Annotated in this window: 10 protein-coding genes; 2 read left to right on the top strand and 8 right to left on the bottom strand. The window is 71.2% G+C overall.

Features of this window, described 5'->3' with window-relative positions:
• Window positions 1-11: 11 nt before the first annotated feature.
• The 5 genes from ACI2LP_RS23235 to ACI2LP_RS23215 form a co-directional block, all read right to left on the bottom strand.
• Window positions 12-1664, bottom strand: coding sequence for an APC family permease (locus tag ACI2LP_RS23235; protein WP_404726420.1), 1653 nt, complete (start codon window positions 1662-1664; stop codon window positions 12-14).
• Complete coding sequence (locus tag ACI2LP_RS23230; protein WP_404726419.1) at window positions 1661-3130, bottom strand: aldehyde dehydrogenase family protein; 1470 nt, start codon at window positions 3128-3130, stop codon at window positions 1661-1663. The genes ACI2LP_RS23235 and ACI2LP_RS23230 overlap by 4 nt, the downstream gene beginning before the upstream one ends.
• 164 nt (window positions 3131-3294) lie before the next feature.
• Window positions 3295-4548 carry a GAF domain-containing protein gene (locus ACI2LP_RS23225; protein WP_404726418.1) on the bottom strand — a complete coding sequence of 418 codons (1254 nt, stop codon included), beginning with the start codon at window positions 4546-4548 and terminating at the stop codon, window positions 3295-3297.
• 57 nt (window positions 4549-4605) lie between these two features.
• Window positions 4606-5184: an N-acetylmuramoyl-L-alanine amidase gene (locus tag ACI2LP_RS23220; RefSeq protein ID WP_404726417.1), complete on the bottom strand. Its 579-nt coding sequence runs from the start codon at window positions 5182-5184 to the stop codon at window positions 4606-4608.
• Between the two features lie 325 nt (window positions 5185-5509).
• Complete coding sequence (locus ACI2LP_RS23215; protein ID WP_404726416.1) at window positions 5510-6223, bottom strand: TetR/AcrR family transcriptional regulator; 714 nt, start codon at window positions 6221-6223, stop codon at window positions 5510-5512.
• Window positions 6224-6287: 64 nt separating this feature from the next.
• On the opposite strand from ACI2LP_RS23215, the gene ACI2LP_RS23210 reads away from it, so the two are divergent.
• Complete coding sequence (locus tag ACI2LP_RS23210) at window positions 6288-7814, top strand: monooxygenase (protein ID WP_404726415.1); 1527 nt, start codon at window positions 6288-6290, stop codon at window positions 7812-7814.
• 30 nt (window positions 7815-7844) lie between these two features.
• Here the strand turns inward: ACI2LP_RS23210 and ACI2LP_RS23205 are convergent, their stop codons facing one another.
• From ACI2LP_RS23205 to ACI2LP_RS23195, 3 genes are all read right to left on the bottom strand, one after another.
• Complete coding sequence (locus ACI2LP_RS23205; RefSeq protein WP_404726414.1) at window positions 7845-9221, bottom strand: esterase-like activity of phytase family protein; 1377 nt, start codon at window positions 9219-9221, stop codon at window positions 7845-7847.
• 122 nt (window positions 9222-9343) lie between these two features.
• Window positions 9344-10642: an SWF or SNF family helicase gene (locus ACI2LP_RS23200; RefSeq protein WP_404726413.1), complete on the bottom strand. Its 1299-nt coding sequence runs from the start codon at window positions 10640-10642 to the stop codon at window positions 9344-9346.
• On the bottom strand, window positions 10639-13551 hold the full coding sequence (locus ACI2LP_RS23195; protein WP_404726412.1) for a DEAD/DEAH box helicase: 2913 nt from the start codon (window positions 13549-13551) through the stop codon (window positions 10639-10641). The genes ACI2LP_RS23200 and ACI2LP_RS23195 overlap by 4 nt, the downstream gene beginning before the upstream one ends.
• 222 nt (window positions 13552-13773) lie before the next feature.
• Here ACI2LP_RS23195 and ACI2LP_RS23190 point away from each other — a divergent pair, with 222 nt between their 5' ends.
• On the top strand, window positions 13774-13956 hold the full coding sequence (locus tag ACI2LP_RS23190) for a hypothetical protein (RefSeq protein WP_360865215.1): 183 nt from the start codon (window positions 13774-13776) through the stop codon (window positions 13954-13956).
• Window positions 13957-14005 lie beyond the last annotated feature (49 nt).

Below are 14005 nucleotides of genomic sequence, written 5' to 3'. Positions count from 1 at the left end.
TCGAAAGGGAGTCAGGAGGCGCCCGACGGCGACTCGTCCGCGACGACGGCGCGGTGTTCGGCGAGCACTCCCGTACGGTGCCGCTGCACGAACCAGTAGTAGGCGAAGCCGCCGAGAGCGACCACACCGATGAACAGGAACGCGCCCCAGCGCAGATACCAGTGCTGCGGACCGGTGGCGTTGTAGACCTCGGCGCGCGGCCAGGCGAGGTTGATGGACATGGCCACGCCCCACAGCACGGCCAGGATGTTGACGGGCAGTCCGAACCTGCCGAGCGAGAACTTGCCCTCGGCGGGCTGCCATCTGCCGCGCAGCCGCTGGATCAGCATGGGGAAGGTGACCATCAGATAGGCCAGATAGATCATGATGACCGCGATGCTGGTGATCACCGAGAAGATCTGCGGCTGGTTGATGTTGATGACCAGGATGACGACGCCGACCAGCCCGATCACGACCGCCGGTACCACAGGCGTCTTGAAGCGCGGGCTGACGCGCGCCAGCAGCGAGCCGGCGGGCAGGTTGTTGTCCCGGGCCATCGCGAACATCAGCCGGATGCCCGCGGCCTGCACGGCCAGTACGCAGACGGTGATGGCGACGACGACGCACCACAGCACGATCTCGCCGATGGTCGAGCCAAGGGTTGCCAGCACCACGTACTGCAGACCTTCGGTGCCGAGCTGCTTCGCGAACAGGTTGGGCACGGCCATCAGTGCGAAGAGCAGGATCAGACCGCCGATGATGAACGATGCGACGAGGGCTCGCAGGATCGCGCGGGGCGCGTTGCGGCTCGGATCGTGCGACTCCTCGCCGAGCGACGACGCCGTGTCGAAGCCGTACATCACATACGCGGAGGCCAGCGAGGCGGCGAGGAACGCGCCGAGGTAGCCGAGACTCTCGCCGCTGCCGAGGCCGTACGTCTCGGTCAGGACGCTGCTGGGGCCGCGGGTGATATGGGCGGCGAGGAGGACGACGAGGGTCACGGCGGCGATCAGTTCGATGAACACGCCCGTGGAGTTGATGGTGGCCATGAGTTTGACGCCGAAGGCGTTCACCAGGGTGGAGAACAGGATGAGGACCGTGCCCAGCAGAACGGCATTGGCAGCCGCGTCGGTCTTGCCGGTGCCGTCGCCCACGAACTGGAACCAGTCGTCGATCTGCGGCAGCGTGATCTGATAGGCGAGGGCCACGGCGGAGAGCGTCACCATGGTGGCCGTCATCATCATCCAGCCGCCGAGCCAGCCGATGTGCGGACCGCCCATGGTCTTGGCCCAGTTGTAGACGGATCCGGCGACCGGGTAGCGGGCGGCGAGCTCGCAGAAGCACAAGGCCACCATCAGCTGGCCGACGAAGACCATCGGCCAGGACCACCAGTACGCGGGTCCGCCGAAGGCGACGCCGAGGTAGAAGAGCTGGAAGGTGCCGGTCAGGATGGAGATGTAGCTGATCCCGGCGGCGAAGGTGTGGAAATTGCCCAGGGTGCGCTTGAGTTCGGGCTTGTAGCCGAGCACGCCGAGCGCGTCGTCGTCATGCTTGCCCTGTGCGAGGAGCACATCGGCGCGGCTGCCCTGCACCGCGGGCCCGTCGGCGGGCCCTGCCTGGTCCGGCTGCCTGCCGGTGCCGGCGGGACCTGCGCCGTCCGGGTCTCTGCCGGTGTCGCCGCTCATGCGAACCACCTCTGCGGGCGTGGGTCGAGGTTGCGCCACATGTGTTTGGCCTCCTGGTACTCCGCGAGTCCCGTGGGGCCCAGTTCGCGGCCGAAGCCGGACTGCTTCATGCCGCCCCATTCCGCCTGCGGTACGTATGGATGGAAGTCGTTGATCCACACGGTCCCGGCACGCAGCCGGGACGCCACCCGGTGCGACCGGCCGACATCCTGCGACCAGACCGCCCCGGCCAGCCCGTAGACGGTGTCATTGGCGAGCGCGACCGCTTCCTCCTCGTCGCGGAACGTCTCGACGGTGAGGACCGGGCCGAACGACTCGTCCCGTACCACGGACATGCCGGGAGCGCAGTCGTCCAGCACCGTCGGCAGGTAGTAGAAGCCGTCCCGCAGCGCCGGGTCGTCGGGCCGCTTGCCGCCGCAGCGCAGCACCGCGCCCTCGGTGAGTCCCGCGGCCACATAGGCCTCGACCTTGGCGCGGTGCGCGGCGGAGATCAGCGGCCCGGCGCGGGCGTTCGGGTCGAAGGGTCCGCCGAGCCGGATCTGCTTCGCCTGCGCCACCACGGCGTCGACGAACCTGTCGTGCAGCTCGTCCTGGACCAGCAGCCGTGCACCGGCCGAGCAGACCTGACCGGAATGCAGGAACACCGCCAGCAGCGCATAGTCGACCGCGATGTCGAAGTCGGCGTCCGCGAAGACGATGTTGGGATTCTTGCCGCCCAGTTCCAGCGCGACCTTCTTCACGGTGGGTGCCGCGGCCGCCATGATGCGGCGTCCGGTGACGAGGCCGCCGGTGAACGACACCAGATCGACCCGCGGGTCCGCGCTCAGCGGCGCGCCCGCGACGGGACCCGCGCCGAGAATCAGATTGGCGACTCCGTCCGGCAGCCCCGCCTCGGCCAGCAGACGCATCAGGATGATGGCCGTGTGCGGGGTCAGTTCGCTGGGCTTGAGGACAAAGGTATTGCCCGCGCCGAGCGCGGGCGCGACCTTCCAGGCGGTCTGCAGCAGGGGATAGTTCCACGGGGTGATCAGCGCACACACGCCGACCGGCTCGTGCACCACCCGGCTGTCCGCTTCGGGGTTGCCCGTGTCGACGATCCGGTCGTGGCCGCCGGCGGCTGTCAGATTGCCGAAGTAGCGGAAGCAGTTCGCGATGTCGGCCATGTCGTACTCGCTCTCCACCAGCCGCTTCCCGGTGTCCAGGGATTCGGCGCGGGCGAGCGTGTCCTTGTCGCGCTCCAGCAGCCCGGCGACGCGCAGCAGCAGCCGGCCGCGCTCGGCGGTCGGCGTGCCGGGCCATGGCCCGCTGTCGAAGGCGTCACGGGCCGCGGCGATCGCCGCGGCGGCGTCCTTCGGCCCGGCCTCGTCGACGGTCGCGACGAGGGTGCCGTCCGCGGGACAGCGGATGTCGCGCACCTGCCCGTCGACCGCTGCGGTCCACTGACCGCCGATGAACAGCTCCGGCATGAGGGCTCCTCCGGGTTCGGACGGCCGGGGCACGGACACGGGGCCGGCCGGGTCATGCCCTGTGGTGCTCCACCCATTGACAGTAAGGAGATCGGGCCGTGTCCGCAGCGTGGGAGGGGGTCAGCCGGCGGGAAAAATCAATTGCACGGCTGTTCGAATGGCTGTCACGGCCCCTGCCAGCTGTCCAGTTCGCGTACGCGCGCGAGCGCGGACGGACGCTGCTGTACGGGGAGCGCGGCGGCGAGCGCCCGCCACGCCGGAAGATCGTCCTCGCCCCACGGGCTGTACGCCCAGTCGGCCAGCAGTCCCGGATCGCCGCGTGTGATCAGCGCCGCCCGCAGCTGATCCTCCAGACGGCGGCGCAGCCTCGCCACCGCGGGCGCCTGTGACGCGGGCAGCAGCGGACCGGCGTAGGCGCTCAGCGCCCCGGTCACCGCCCCCGAGGCCAGCCGCCGTGTCACCGTGTCGAAGTCCGCGTCCACAGCAACCGCGAGCCGGTACGGGCGTGAGCGCAGCAGTTCCGGTCCCAGCAGCCCGCGCAGTCGCGAAAGCTCGGCCCGCAGGGTGACCGGGGTGACCGACTCGTCCTCGTACAGCTCGACCAGCAGCTCGTCGCCGCCGACGCCCTCGGGGCGGTGGGCCAGCAGCACCAGGATCTCGCTGTGGCGGCGGCTCAGGCGCACCTTGCGCCCGCCGGCCACCAGCAGCGCCTCGTCCCTGCCCAGCGCCGACAGACGCACACTCTCCGCGGCCGGCGGCGGGGCGAGGAGCGCCAGCTGCGACTCGGCCGCCCGCGCCACCGCCCCCACGAACGCGAGGCTGTGCGGATGCGCCAGCCGGTCCCCGCCGGTGATGTCCACCGCGCCGAGCAGCCGCCCGGTGGCCGGGTCGTGGACCGGGGCCGCGGCGCATGTCCAGGCCTGCACGGGCCGCCGGAAGTGCTCGGCGGCGAACACCTGCACCGGCCGGTCCACGGTGATCGCCGTGCCCGGGGCGTTCGTCCCGGCGACCGTCTCGGCCCAGCGTGCGCCCGGCACGAAGTTCATCCCGCCCGCCCTGCTGCGCGTGGCAGCGGGCCCTTCGACCCACAGCAGCCGACCGTGCGCATCGCAGACCGCGACCAGATGCTCGCCGTCCCTGGCGTACGCCCCCATCAACTCCCTGACCAGCGGCATCACCCGCGCCAGCGGATGATTCTCGCGGTACGCCGCCAGCGCCTCGGCGTCCAGCTCGACACCGGGTGTGCCCTCCGGGCTGACCTGGGCACGGGCCGAGCGCCGCCAGGATTCGGCGACCACGGAACGTACCGGCCGCTCGACCCGCCCCGCGGTCAGATACGCGTCGTACGCCCTGCGCAGCTCGGCGATCCGCTCGGTCGGATCCGCGCCGGACTCAAGAGCCACCCATGCGTCGCTCAACTCGGCCTCCTGCGCCCATCGTGGCCCAGGCGGCGAAGCCCGACAAGCGTGCCCGCGTCAGGCGAAGTTCACGAGGCGGATATAGAGCACCCAGTCCCACAGGGGTCCCGGGTCGGTGTGGGTGGCGCCCGGCACCTCGTTGTGCCCGATGATGTGCGCCCGGTCCTTGGGGATGCCGTACCGGTCGCAGACCGAGGCGGTGAGCGCCGCGGACTGTTCGTACAGCGCATGCGTGAAGTACGAGGGCCTGTCGATCCAGCCCTCGTGCTCGATGCCGACGCTGCGGGTGTTGTAGTCCCAATTGCCCGCGTGCCAGGCGATGTTGCGCTCCCGTACGCACTGCGCGACATGGCCGTCCGCCGAGCGCACCACATAGTGCGCGGACACCTGCTTGGCCGGGTTCTGGAAGATCCCGATCGTGCTGTCGAAGGTCTCCTGCGTGACATGGATGACCACATACTGGACGGGAAATGTCGAAGGGCGGCTGGACGCCGTGTAGTTGGCGGTGGAGGCGGGTGTCCAGTGGGCGGATGGATGGTCGGTGTCCGCGAAGGCGGCCTGCGCGCGGGCCGCGGGCAGCAGCACACCGGCGGTGGTCGCGGCGGCGGCGCCCTGGAGCAGTCGTCTACGGTCCATGGGAAGCCTCTCCTGGTGGGGGAGTCAGGGGGTGGCGGTACGGCGGAGACCTCACGCAGGTGATGGCGGAGGCCGCCGAAGTGAGCATCCCCTGCCGGAATCCATTCCTGGCGGATCTCGGCGACGCAGGTGCAGTTGGTGTCGCGGGCATGGGCCGGCGCCTCGCCCGCCCGGGTGACCAATGGGCTGGAAAGAGCCTCGCCGACTCTACGATTGCGGTACGAGCGGCGGCGGGAGCGCCGGAAGACGCCGATCCGCCTCAACGTCCTGTGCGGAGAGGGAAGTTGTGCCGGGCGGAACCGTTCCGCCCGGATGTCGCGGGCCCTTATGCGGTGGGGCTTTCCTGAGGGCGCTTTGACTCCGCCCGCAATCCCTGGATGAGCAGGCGCAGCCCGTACTCGAAGTGGGCTGCGAAGTCGGTGCTGGTGAGCACGTGAGCGGCCGCGGTCAGATGGGGGAAGTGGCCTTGTGCCAGTGCCTGCCGCAGGGACTGGACGTCTGCCGCCGCGTCGTTCGCCCCGTGAGGCAGTGCGGCTTGTTCTTCGAGGGTGTGGCCGATCGTGAAGTGGACGATGGCATAGGCCGCCCGCGCCGCATCGTCGGCAGTGAAGCCCGCCGCGCGCAGAGTGCCGACGAGGGTGTCGGCGAAGCCCAGGGTGTTCTCGCCGGTCGAGTGGGTTCCGGCGTAGACGCGCGCGCCGTCGCGGTGGCCGAGCAGCGCCGTGCGCATCCGGCGGGCCAGATCGGCCAGCCGCTCGGTCCAGTCCTCCATTGACGGCGGCGGGTCGGCACAGGCGGCGAGCATCCGCTCGGCCATTGCTGTCAGCAAGTCCTGCTTGGTCGCGAAATAGCGGTAGAGCGCGCCGGCCTGGACTCCCATGGCGTCGGCCAGCCGCCGCATGGTGAGCGCGTCGAGCCCGGCCTCGTCCAGCAGTTGCAGCGCGGTCTCGACGGTGCGCGCCTGGTCCAGTCGCGCGGGGCGGCCTCGCGGTGCCCGGGCGGTGGCTTCGGTGTGGCGGGGAGTTGACGGGGAGCTCATGGACCTCACTATAGTGAACAACGTTCACGTGAACGCTGTTCACTAAATCTGGGAGGAAGCAACGATGGACATCGATGTGATCGTCGTGGGAGCCGGCCCGACCGGGCTGCTGCTCGCCGGTGAGCTGGCGCTGGCCGGCATACGCGTACGGGTCGTCGAGCGGCGTACCGAGCCCCAGCGGGACTCCAGGGCACTGACCCTGCACCCGCGCAGTGTCGAACTGATGGATCTGCGAGGGCTGGCCGACCGCTTCCTCGCCCTGGGCAGGCACATGCCCGGCTGGCACTTCGCCGGCCTGAACACACGGCTGGACTTCACCGCCCTGGAATCCCGGCACGGATACACCCTCTTCCTGGCCCAGGCGCGCACCGAGGCGCTGCTGGAAGAGCGCGCACGGGAGCTCGGCGTGGAGATCCTTCGCGGTCACCAGGTGGTCGGGCTGCGTCAGGACGCCGAAGGTGTCGAGGCCGAGGTGCGCGGCCCCGGCGGCGTCGAGACCGTACGTTCGAAGTACGCGGTCGGGTGTGACGGCGGGCGGAGCTTCGTCAGGCAGGCCGCCGGCATCGGCTTCCCGGGGACTGACGAGTCCCTGACCGGGATGCTCGGCGACTTTGCGGTTGCTGACACCGACAACCTCGACCGGGCCCGGGGGAGTGGCGTGATCATCGCCCCGCTGGAGGGTGGGCTGACCCGGTTCGTCCTCCTGGATCCGGAGCGGATCCGCACGCCCGCCGCCGAGCCGGTGACGCTGGAGGAGTTCCGTGCCTCGCTGATACGGATCTGCGGCACCGACTGCGCTGTCGCAGAGCCCCGGTGGCTCTCCAGGTTCGGCAATGCCACCCGGCTCGCCGGGAGTTACCGCTCCGATCGCGTTCTGCTGGCCGGCGACGCCGCCCATATCCACTTCCCCGCGGCCGGACAGGGACTCAACACCGGACTCCAGGATGCGATGAACCTGGGCTGGAAACTGGCCGCCGAGATTCAGGGATGGGCGCCGCCCGGACTGCTGGACAGCTACCACGAGGAGCGCCACCCGATCGGGCAGGCGGTCACCGCGAACACCGAAGTGCAGACGCTGCTTGCAGAGTTGACCCTCGTGCCCCAGTACCAGCGTCCCGCGACGGCCCTGCGCGCGCTGCTGGACGAGCTGTTGGGCATCAAGGAGGTCAACCGTCGCCTGGCCGGGCAGGTGTCCGCGCTCGACACCACCTACCCGCCCGCGATCGCCGGCGCCGATCCCCTGGTGGGACGGCGCATGCCCGACATCGCACTGAGCTCGGCCGGTTGCCAGGCGGCAAGGGTCTACGAACTCCTTCACACCGGCCGCTTCGTCCTGCTCCTCCTCGGGGCCGCGGACGGCTACGCCCAACAGACCGCCGGACCGGGGTGGGGTGCCCGAGTCGCCGTCGTTGCCGCCACGAAGCACGACGACCACCCCGACCTCGACGGGGTGGCCGAAGTCCTCGTACGCCCCGACGGCCATGTCGCATGGGCCACCCGCACCACCGATGCGCACGCACGCCACACCGAGCGAGTCCGTGCGCTGACCGCCTGGGCGGGCGCACCCGAAATGAAGCGCCGCCCCTGTTGAGGCGGGCCACCGGATGCCCCCGCCGCTCGGTCAGCCGTGCAGCGGCCGCGGCAGGCGCACGTACGTCACCGTCGTCTCGATGCCGCTGTCCACCAGGCGGCCCTGCGCGTCGAAGGCATCAGGGCCGTCCGTCATGCCGAAGTCGTTGTCGTTGATGAGCGCGAGAGCGTCCCGGCCCACCAGCGCGACGCCTTCGATCTTGCCTGGCACGCCCGCGACCTTGCCGAAGTCGGCCACCAGGCTCTTGCGGAGCACCGGCACGCCCGCCGCCGAAGGGTCATCGAGCTGCTCGTACGAGGGCGAGGTCGCCGGGTCGTCCCATGCACCGCCCAGGATGCCCGAGCCGTGCGGCAACGTGACGCGGTGCAGCCGGAAGGTCCTGTCGGTGCGCTCCTGGACCAGCAGGCAGTGGCGGCCGACGGCCACGAGCGAGGAGATCTTGAGTTCCGAGGTGTCGTCCTCGCCCGGGTCGACGACGTCCACCGCGTCGAAGCGATAGGCGTACTCCGCCGTCACGGCGCGCTTCTTCGGCGAGAAACGCAGCAGCCGCGCGTTGCGGGACTTGTCGCCCGCGGCCGTGTCCGGCACGGACAGCGGGCTCTGCACCGCAAGCACCAGGTCACCACCGGGGAGCTGGGCCAGTCCCTCGAAGCCCCGGTTGGTCTTGCGCTGGAGCAGAATGCCGGGCAGCGACTCGACCACCGGATAGTCGGCGCCCTGGAGGTTCAGGCCCTTGGGTACATGGCGCGCGAGCACCTTGCCGTGGGCGGAGACATGCACGAGGGACGGGCCGTACTCGTCGGCGAGCCAGAAGGTGCCGTCCGCGGCGCGCACGATGCCCTCGGTGTCGAGGCCGTTCGGGTTGTACGTGAGCGGGGTCTTCGCGTCGTACGTGTACGGAGCCTCGTCCCGTGAGGCCTGGTTGGACAGGCCGGTGACGGCCTTGCCGGACTGTGTGGTGATCGCGATCGCCTTGAGCACCTGAACCCGGCCGCCGGCGACGCGGACCTTGACGATCGCGGGATCGAAGCCGGGGACGGGGAAGGTGCGGCGCTTTTTGCCGTCCACCTTGATCTGGCCGTTGGGACCGCGGTCGGTCACCGTCCAGAACTCGCCCTTGCGGCCGGCGGGGTAGATGTCGCTGCCGATGCCGCCGAGGTCGACCCCTCGGTCGTCGGCGACCGAACCGGGCAGCAGCGCATTGCTGAACCGGCCCAGCGCCATGTCCCCGAGCAGCGCGCTGCCCACCACGCGTGGAGCCCGCTCCTGTCCGCCGTCCTCGCTGCCCTCGTGACCCGGCACGCCCGTGGCGGTCCCGGCCACGGCGATCGCCGCGAGCAGGGCGATCGGCAGCCCGACGGCGAAGGAACGGCGTAGGGTGCGCTGCTTGTGCGCATGCGGGGACATGGGGCCTCCTGGCCGACGGATCATGTGACAGGGGCCAGGCTGAGCGCTCCTTCCGAACGCCGTGGGACTTCGGGATGAACGCCGCCTGACGCACTGCCATCACGTACGCGTGGCCGGGCCGTTCAGCCTGTCTCGGCCAGGGCACCCGCCAGTGCCGCCGCAGGATCGTGGTCGGCGGGACCGGCCGGTGCCCAGCGGCCCCGCTCCTTGCGGTAGGGCCACCAGCGGCCGTCCCGCCCGAGGCGCAGCTGCGCATCGGTGCCCACGACCGTCCAGCGGCCGGAGCCGAGTGGACGCAACTGTGGCCGTTCGGTCTCCTCCCATGCCTCGGCGAGCGCCGTCCTCGCCCGGGCGAGGAGCTCCGGCTCGGGCACCCACTCGTCCTCATGTGCCGCGAGCGCGGTGGCGCCGCCCAAGTGCCAGGCGCGTACGGCCAGGTCCAGCTCGGCGCGCCCGCGGCCGGTGCCCGTCGCCAGACGCCCGGCGATCGCCGGTCCCGGCGCCGCGGCCGCAAGGCGCACCGCGTCCGCGACCTCCGTCAACTCCACCTCGGGCGAATGCTGATGATGTGCCGGCGAGAGCGCGTCGGTGAGCATGCGGTGCGCCCGTGCCGCCGCATCCGCGGCAAGGAACTCCAGCGCCGCGGCGTCGAGTCCGGGCGCGGGAGGGGCCTCGGTGTCCAGCGCGGGCGGCAGCCCCGGTTCGTCCGGCAGCGGCGGGGGAGCGGGCAGCGGCGGCAGGATGTCCCGCGCCGCGAACGCCTCGTCGGCCCGCACGCCTTCGGGCGTCCGAGCCGGCTCGGACTTCGGCGCCGTCGCGGTCGCCCGCGCCACGCTCCGTATCTGCAACTCATCGAGGAGATGGTGCTCCGAACGCCCTCGCATCAGCAGCAGCACGAACGGATCCTGATCGAGAAGGCGCGCCATCTGGTAGCAGAGCGCCGCCGTGTGGGGGCAGTGGTCCCATGCCCCGCAGGTGCACTCGGGCTCCAAGTCGCCGATCCCCGGCAGGAGTTCGACCCCGGTCGCCGCCGCGTCCTCCACCAGATGCGGCGGCATCTCCCGGTCCAGCAGGGCCGCGATGTGCCCCGCCCGGTCGACCGCCATGTCCAGGAAGCCGTCCCACTCGGCCTCGCTCAGCTCCTGCAGCAGCACATCGCTGCGCTGCGCGGTGCCGTCCCGGTCCCGTACGACGGCGGTGATCCGCCCGGGGCGCACCGAAACCGCCCCGACCGCGCCCTCGCGCGCCTGCCGCCGGCCCCGCTTCAGCTGCTCGCCGTCGAGCGCCGTGTCCTCGAGAGCCTTGAGCCAGGCCTGGCCCCACCAGGTCTGGGCGAAGCCGCGGCCGCGCGCGGGCGGCAGCGCGGCGAAGGTCCGCTCGTTGTCGTCCCGGCCATGATCCCGCTCGTCTGCGCCGCTCATCGTCCGCTCCCTCGCAGCTCCACCAGATCCGCCAGCTCGGCGTCGGTCAGTTCGGTCAGTTCGGTCAACGCGGCTTCACCGGAGCCGAGGACCGCGTCCGCCAGCTCCCGTTTGCGCGCCAGCATGTCCGCGATCCGGTCCTCGATGGTTCCCTCGGCGATCAGCCGGTGGACCTGGACGGGGCGGTGCTGGCCGATGCGGTACGCACGGTCGGTGGCCTGCGCCTCGACGGCGGGGTTCCACCAGCGGTCGTAATGCACGACATGCTCGGCGCGGGTCAGATTCAGTCCGGTGCCCGCGGCCTTCAACGAGAGCAGGAAGACCGGCACTTCACCGTCCTGGAAGCGCTGCACCATCGCCTCTCGCTCGGCGATCGGCGTGCCGCCGTGCAGAAGCTGCGTCCCCACCCCGCGTGCCGCCAGATGCTGTTCGAGCAGGCGCGCCATCTGTACGTACTGGGTGAAGACCAGCACGCTCGCGTCCTGGAGAAGGATCGTGTCGAGCAGCTCGTCGAGCAGCTCCAGCTTCCCGGAGCGGCCCGCGACCCGCGGCCGCTCCTCCTTCAGGCTGTGTTCCTTCAAATACTGCGCCGGGTGGTTGCAGATCTGCTTGAGGGCGGTCAGCAGCTTCACGACCAGACCGCGCCGCTCCATGCCGCCCGCCTCGGAGATCGCGGCGAGGGTTTCCCGCACGACTGCCTCGTAGAGCCCGGCCTGTTCCGTGGTCAGCGAAACGGCCCGGTCCGTCTCGGTCTTGGGCGGCAGCTCGGGTGCGATGCCCGGGTCGGACTTGCGCCGGCGCAGCAGGAACGGCCGTATCAGCGCGGCGAGTCGCTGGGCCGCGGCGGGATCGTTGCCGCCTTCCACCGCTTGCGCATAGCGGGTACGGAAGGTGCCGAGCCTGCCGAGCAGTCCGGGCGTGGTCCAGTCGAGGATCGCCCACAGCTCGGAGAGGTTGTTCTCCACGGGCGTGCCGCTGAGCGCGACGCGCGCCTTCGCGCCGATGGTGCGCAGCTGCCTGGCGGTGGTGGAGTACGGGTTCTTGACGTGCTGCGCCTCGTCGGCGACGACCATGCCCCACGCCACCTGGCTCAGTTTCTCGGCGTCGAGTCGCATCGTGCCGTAGGTCGTGAGCACGAACTCCCCGTCGGCGAGGGAGGCGAGGCTGCGCGATGCGCCGTGGAAGCGGCGTACGGGGGTGCCGGGCGCGAACCGCTCGATCTCGCGCTGCCAGTTGCCCATCAGGGACGCCGGAGCGACGACGAGGGTGGGGCCCGCGGCCGAGGCGTCCGTCTGGCGGTGCAGATGCAGCGAGATGAGCGTGATGGTCTTGCCCAGGCCCATGTCGTCGGCGAGCACGCCGCCGAGCCCGAGCGAGGTCATCCTGTTCAGCCAGTTGAGACCGCGCAGCTGGTAGTCACGCAGGGTCGCGGCGAGCGCCGCCGGCTGGCCGATCTCCGGCCGGCCGCCCTCGGGATCGGCGAGTTGGTCGCGCAGCCGCGCCAGTCGGCCGGAGGCGTCGACGTCGACGCGGCGGCCGTCGACCTCGATGGAGCCGGTGAGCACCGCGCCGAGCGCGTCGACCGGGGTCAGTTTGCCGTCCTGGCTCTCGCGGGCGCGCCGGGCCTCCTCCGGGTCGATGAGCACCCACTGGTCGCGCAGCCGCACAATGGGCCGACTGGCCTCGGCGAGGCGGTCCAGCTCCTCGCGGGTCAGCCGCTGATCGCCCAGCGCGAACCACCAGTTGTAGGCGAGCAGGGCGTCGGCGGACAGGAAGGACGGCAGCCCCGAGTCGTCCTTCTGCGGGCCGTCGGACTCCTGCGGAGGGCCGATCACGGCGCGCGCAGTGAGCTTGCGTGCCATCTCCTTCGGCCAGTGCACCTGCACACCAGTCGCCGCAAGTGCTCTGGCGGCCTCGCCAAGGAGCTCGGTCACCTCCTCGTCGGCGAGTTCGATCGCGTCCGGCACTGCGGCGTGGAGCAGCGGAGTGAGCGGCGTCCAGGCACGGGCGGCGCGGCGCAGCGCGAGCAGGGCGTCCATCCGCGCACGCGGCCCGAAGGCCGCATCAGCTCCTTCTGCCCAGAGATCGGCGGCGTCGGCGACCAGGGTCGGATCGCTGACGCTGTGCAGCTGCAGGACGGCGCGGAGAGCCGGACCGTCGCCCTCGGCCTGTTCGAGCACGGGCACTTCGATGCGCAGGGACAGACGTACGCCCGCGTCATGGCCCGCGGCGACGTCCGCCGCCCAGGCGCGCTGTTCCGGCAGCCGCCGCGGCTCATGGCCGGCGAAGGCGGTGCCGCCCGCGGCGATCGGTGCGGCAGGTGTGCGTGGCAGACCGTCGGCGACAGCGTCGAGGAACGCCCGCAGCAGCCGCTCCGGTTCGGGCAGCAGGAGCGGCTCTGCCCTCGCGTCGAGCGGCACGCAGTGCGCGGTGGGCGGCATCGAGGCCGCGAGCGTACGCACCCGCTCCATATCCCCCGGGGTCAGCGGCCCGACCCGCCACGCGTCGTGATCGGTGGCGGTCAGTCCCGGCAACAGCAGTCCCCGCGCGGCGAGTTGAAGGGCGAGCAGCGCCGCCGCGCCCCAGAAGGCGGCCGCGGGCGAGGCGTCGGCACGGGCCCGCGCCCTGGTGAGCACCGGCAGTGCGTCTCGTACGGGCAGCAGCAGGGCCCGTACGGCGTGCGTGCGGGCGTCGTCGCCGACCACGGTCAGCGGCTCTACGGTGCCGGGCGAGGTGGTGCCGGGTGCGGTGGTGCCGGGTGCGGTGGAGAGTTTGCCGCCGTCGGCACGCCAGAAGGCGATGCGTCCCGTACGCGGCGGGTCTCCGGGCACGAAGGCGGCCGAGCAGTGGGCGAGTTCGGTGAGGACGTCGGTGGTCGGGGAGGGCGTTGCCGCGGGGGGTCTCTGCACAGCGATGACGCATTCCTCAAATTTGACTACTGGGACCGGAGTCGCCGAGGGTACTCCCCGCCGACTCCGGACGGAGGTGACGCGGCTGTGACGTGGCTCACTCGGGCCGGCCGGGGTGGACCAGGTCGGCGAACCGCAGCGGACCGGCGCATAGTGGAACCGTGGAACGTGCGCGCACGTTCTCGCAGCAGGAGCGGCCGCGGCCGCGGAGGAGGCGTCGAAATGTCGACACGTACGAAACTCGTCATAGGGGGAGTGGCCGTAGGCCTGCTCCTGATGCCGTTGATCGGATTCTGGCTGTCGCTGCTGGTGGTCGTCGGAGTACCGGCGGTGGCGTATTTCATGCTGGACCCCAGCCAGCGCCGCAGGCTGCGCCGTGTCTCCCGTAAGGAGATCGGCCGCTGACCTGCACCTCGTGGGCCGTGCCGGGGTAGCGCCGAAGTCGATCACCGGC

The organism is Streptomyces sp. NPDC019890, from assembly GCF_044903445.1.
GTDB lineage: Bacteria > Actinomycetota > Actinomycetes > Streptomycetales > Streptomycetaceae > Streptomyces.
This window is presented reverse-complemented; position numbering and strand designations above follow the sequence as displayed.

Bases quoted from the DNA above. Each gene is read 5' to 3' on its own strand.
- ACI2LP_RS23235 (WP_404726420.1), bottom strand. From the start codon at position 1,664: ATGAGCGGCGACACCGGCAGAGACCCGGACGGCGCAGGTCCCGCCGGC.
- ACI2LP_RS23215 (WP_404726416.1), bottom strand. From the start codon at position 6,223: ATGAGCTCCCCGTCAACTCCCCGCCACACCGAAGCCACCGCCCGGGCA.
- ACI2LP_RS23220 (WP_404726417.1), bottom strand. From the start codon at position 5,184: ATGGACCGTAGACGACTGCTCCAGGGCGCCGCCGCCGCGACCACCGCC.
- ACI2LP_RS23230 (WP_404726419.1), bottom strand. From the start codon at position 3,130: ATGCCGGAGCTGTTCATCGGCGGTCAGTGGACCGCAGCGGTCGACGGG.
- ACI2LP_RS23205 (WP_404726414.1), bottom strand. From the start codon at position 9,221: ATGTCCCCGCATGCGCACAAGCAGCGCACCCTACGCCGTTCCTTCGCC.
- ACI2LP_RS23210 (WP_404726415.1), top strand. From the start codon at position 6,288: ATGGACATCGATGTGATCGTCGTGGGAGCCGGCCCGACCGGGCTGCTG.
- ACI2LP_RS23190 (WP_360865215.1), top strand. From the start codon at position 13,774: ATGTCGACACGTACGAAACTCGTCATAGGGGGAGTGGCCGTAGGCCTG.
- ACI2LP_RS23200 (WP_404726413.1), bottom strand. From the start codon at position 10,642: ATGAGCGGCGCAGACGAGCGGGATCATGGCCGGGACGACAACGAGCGG.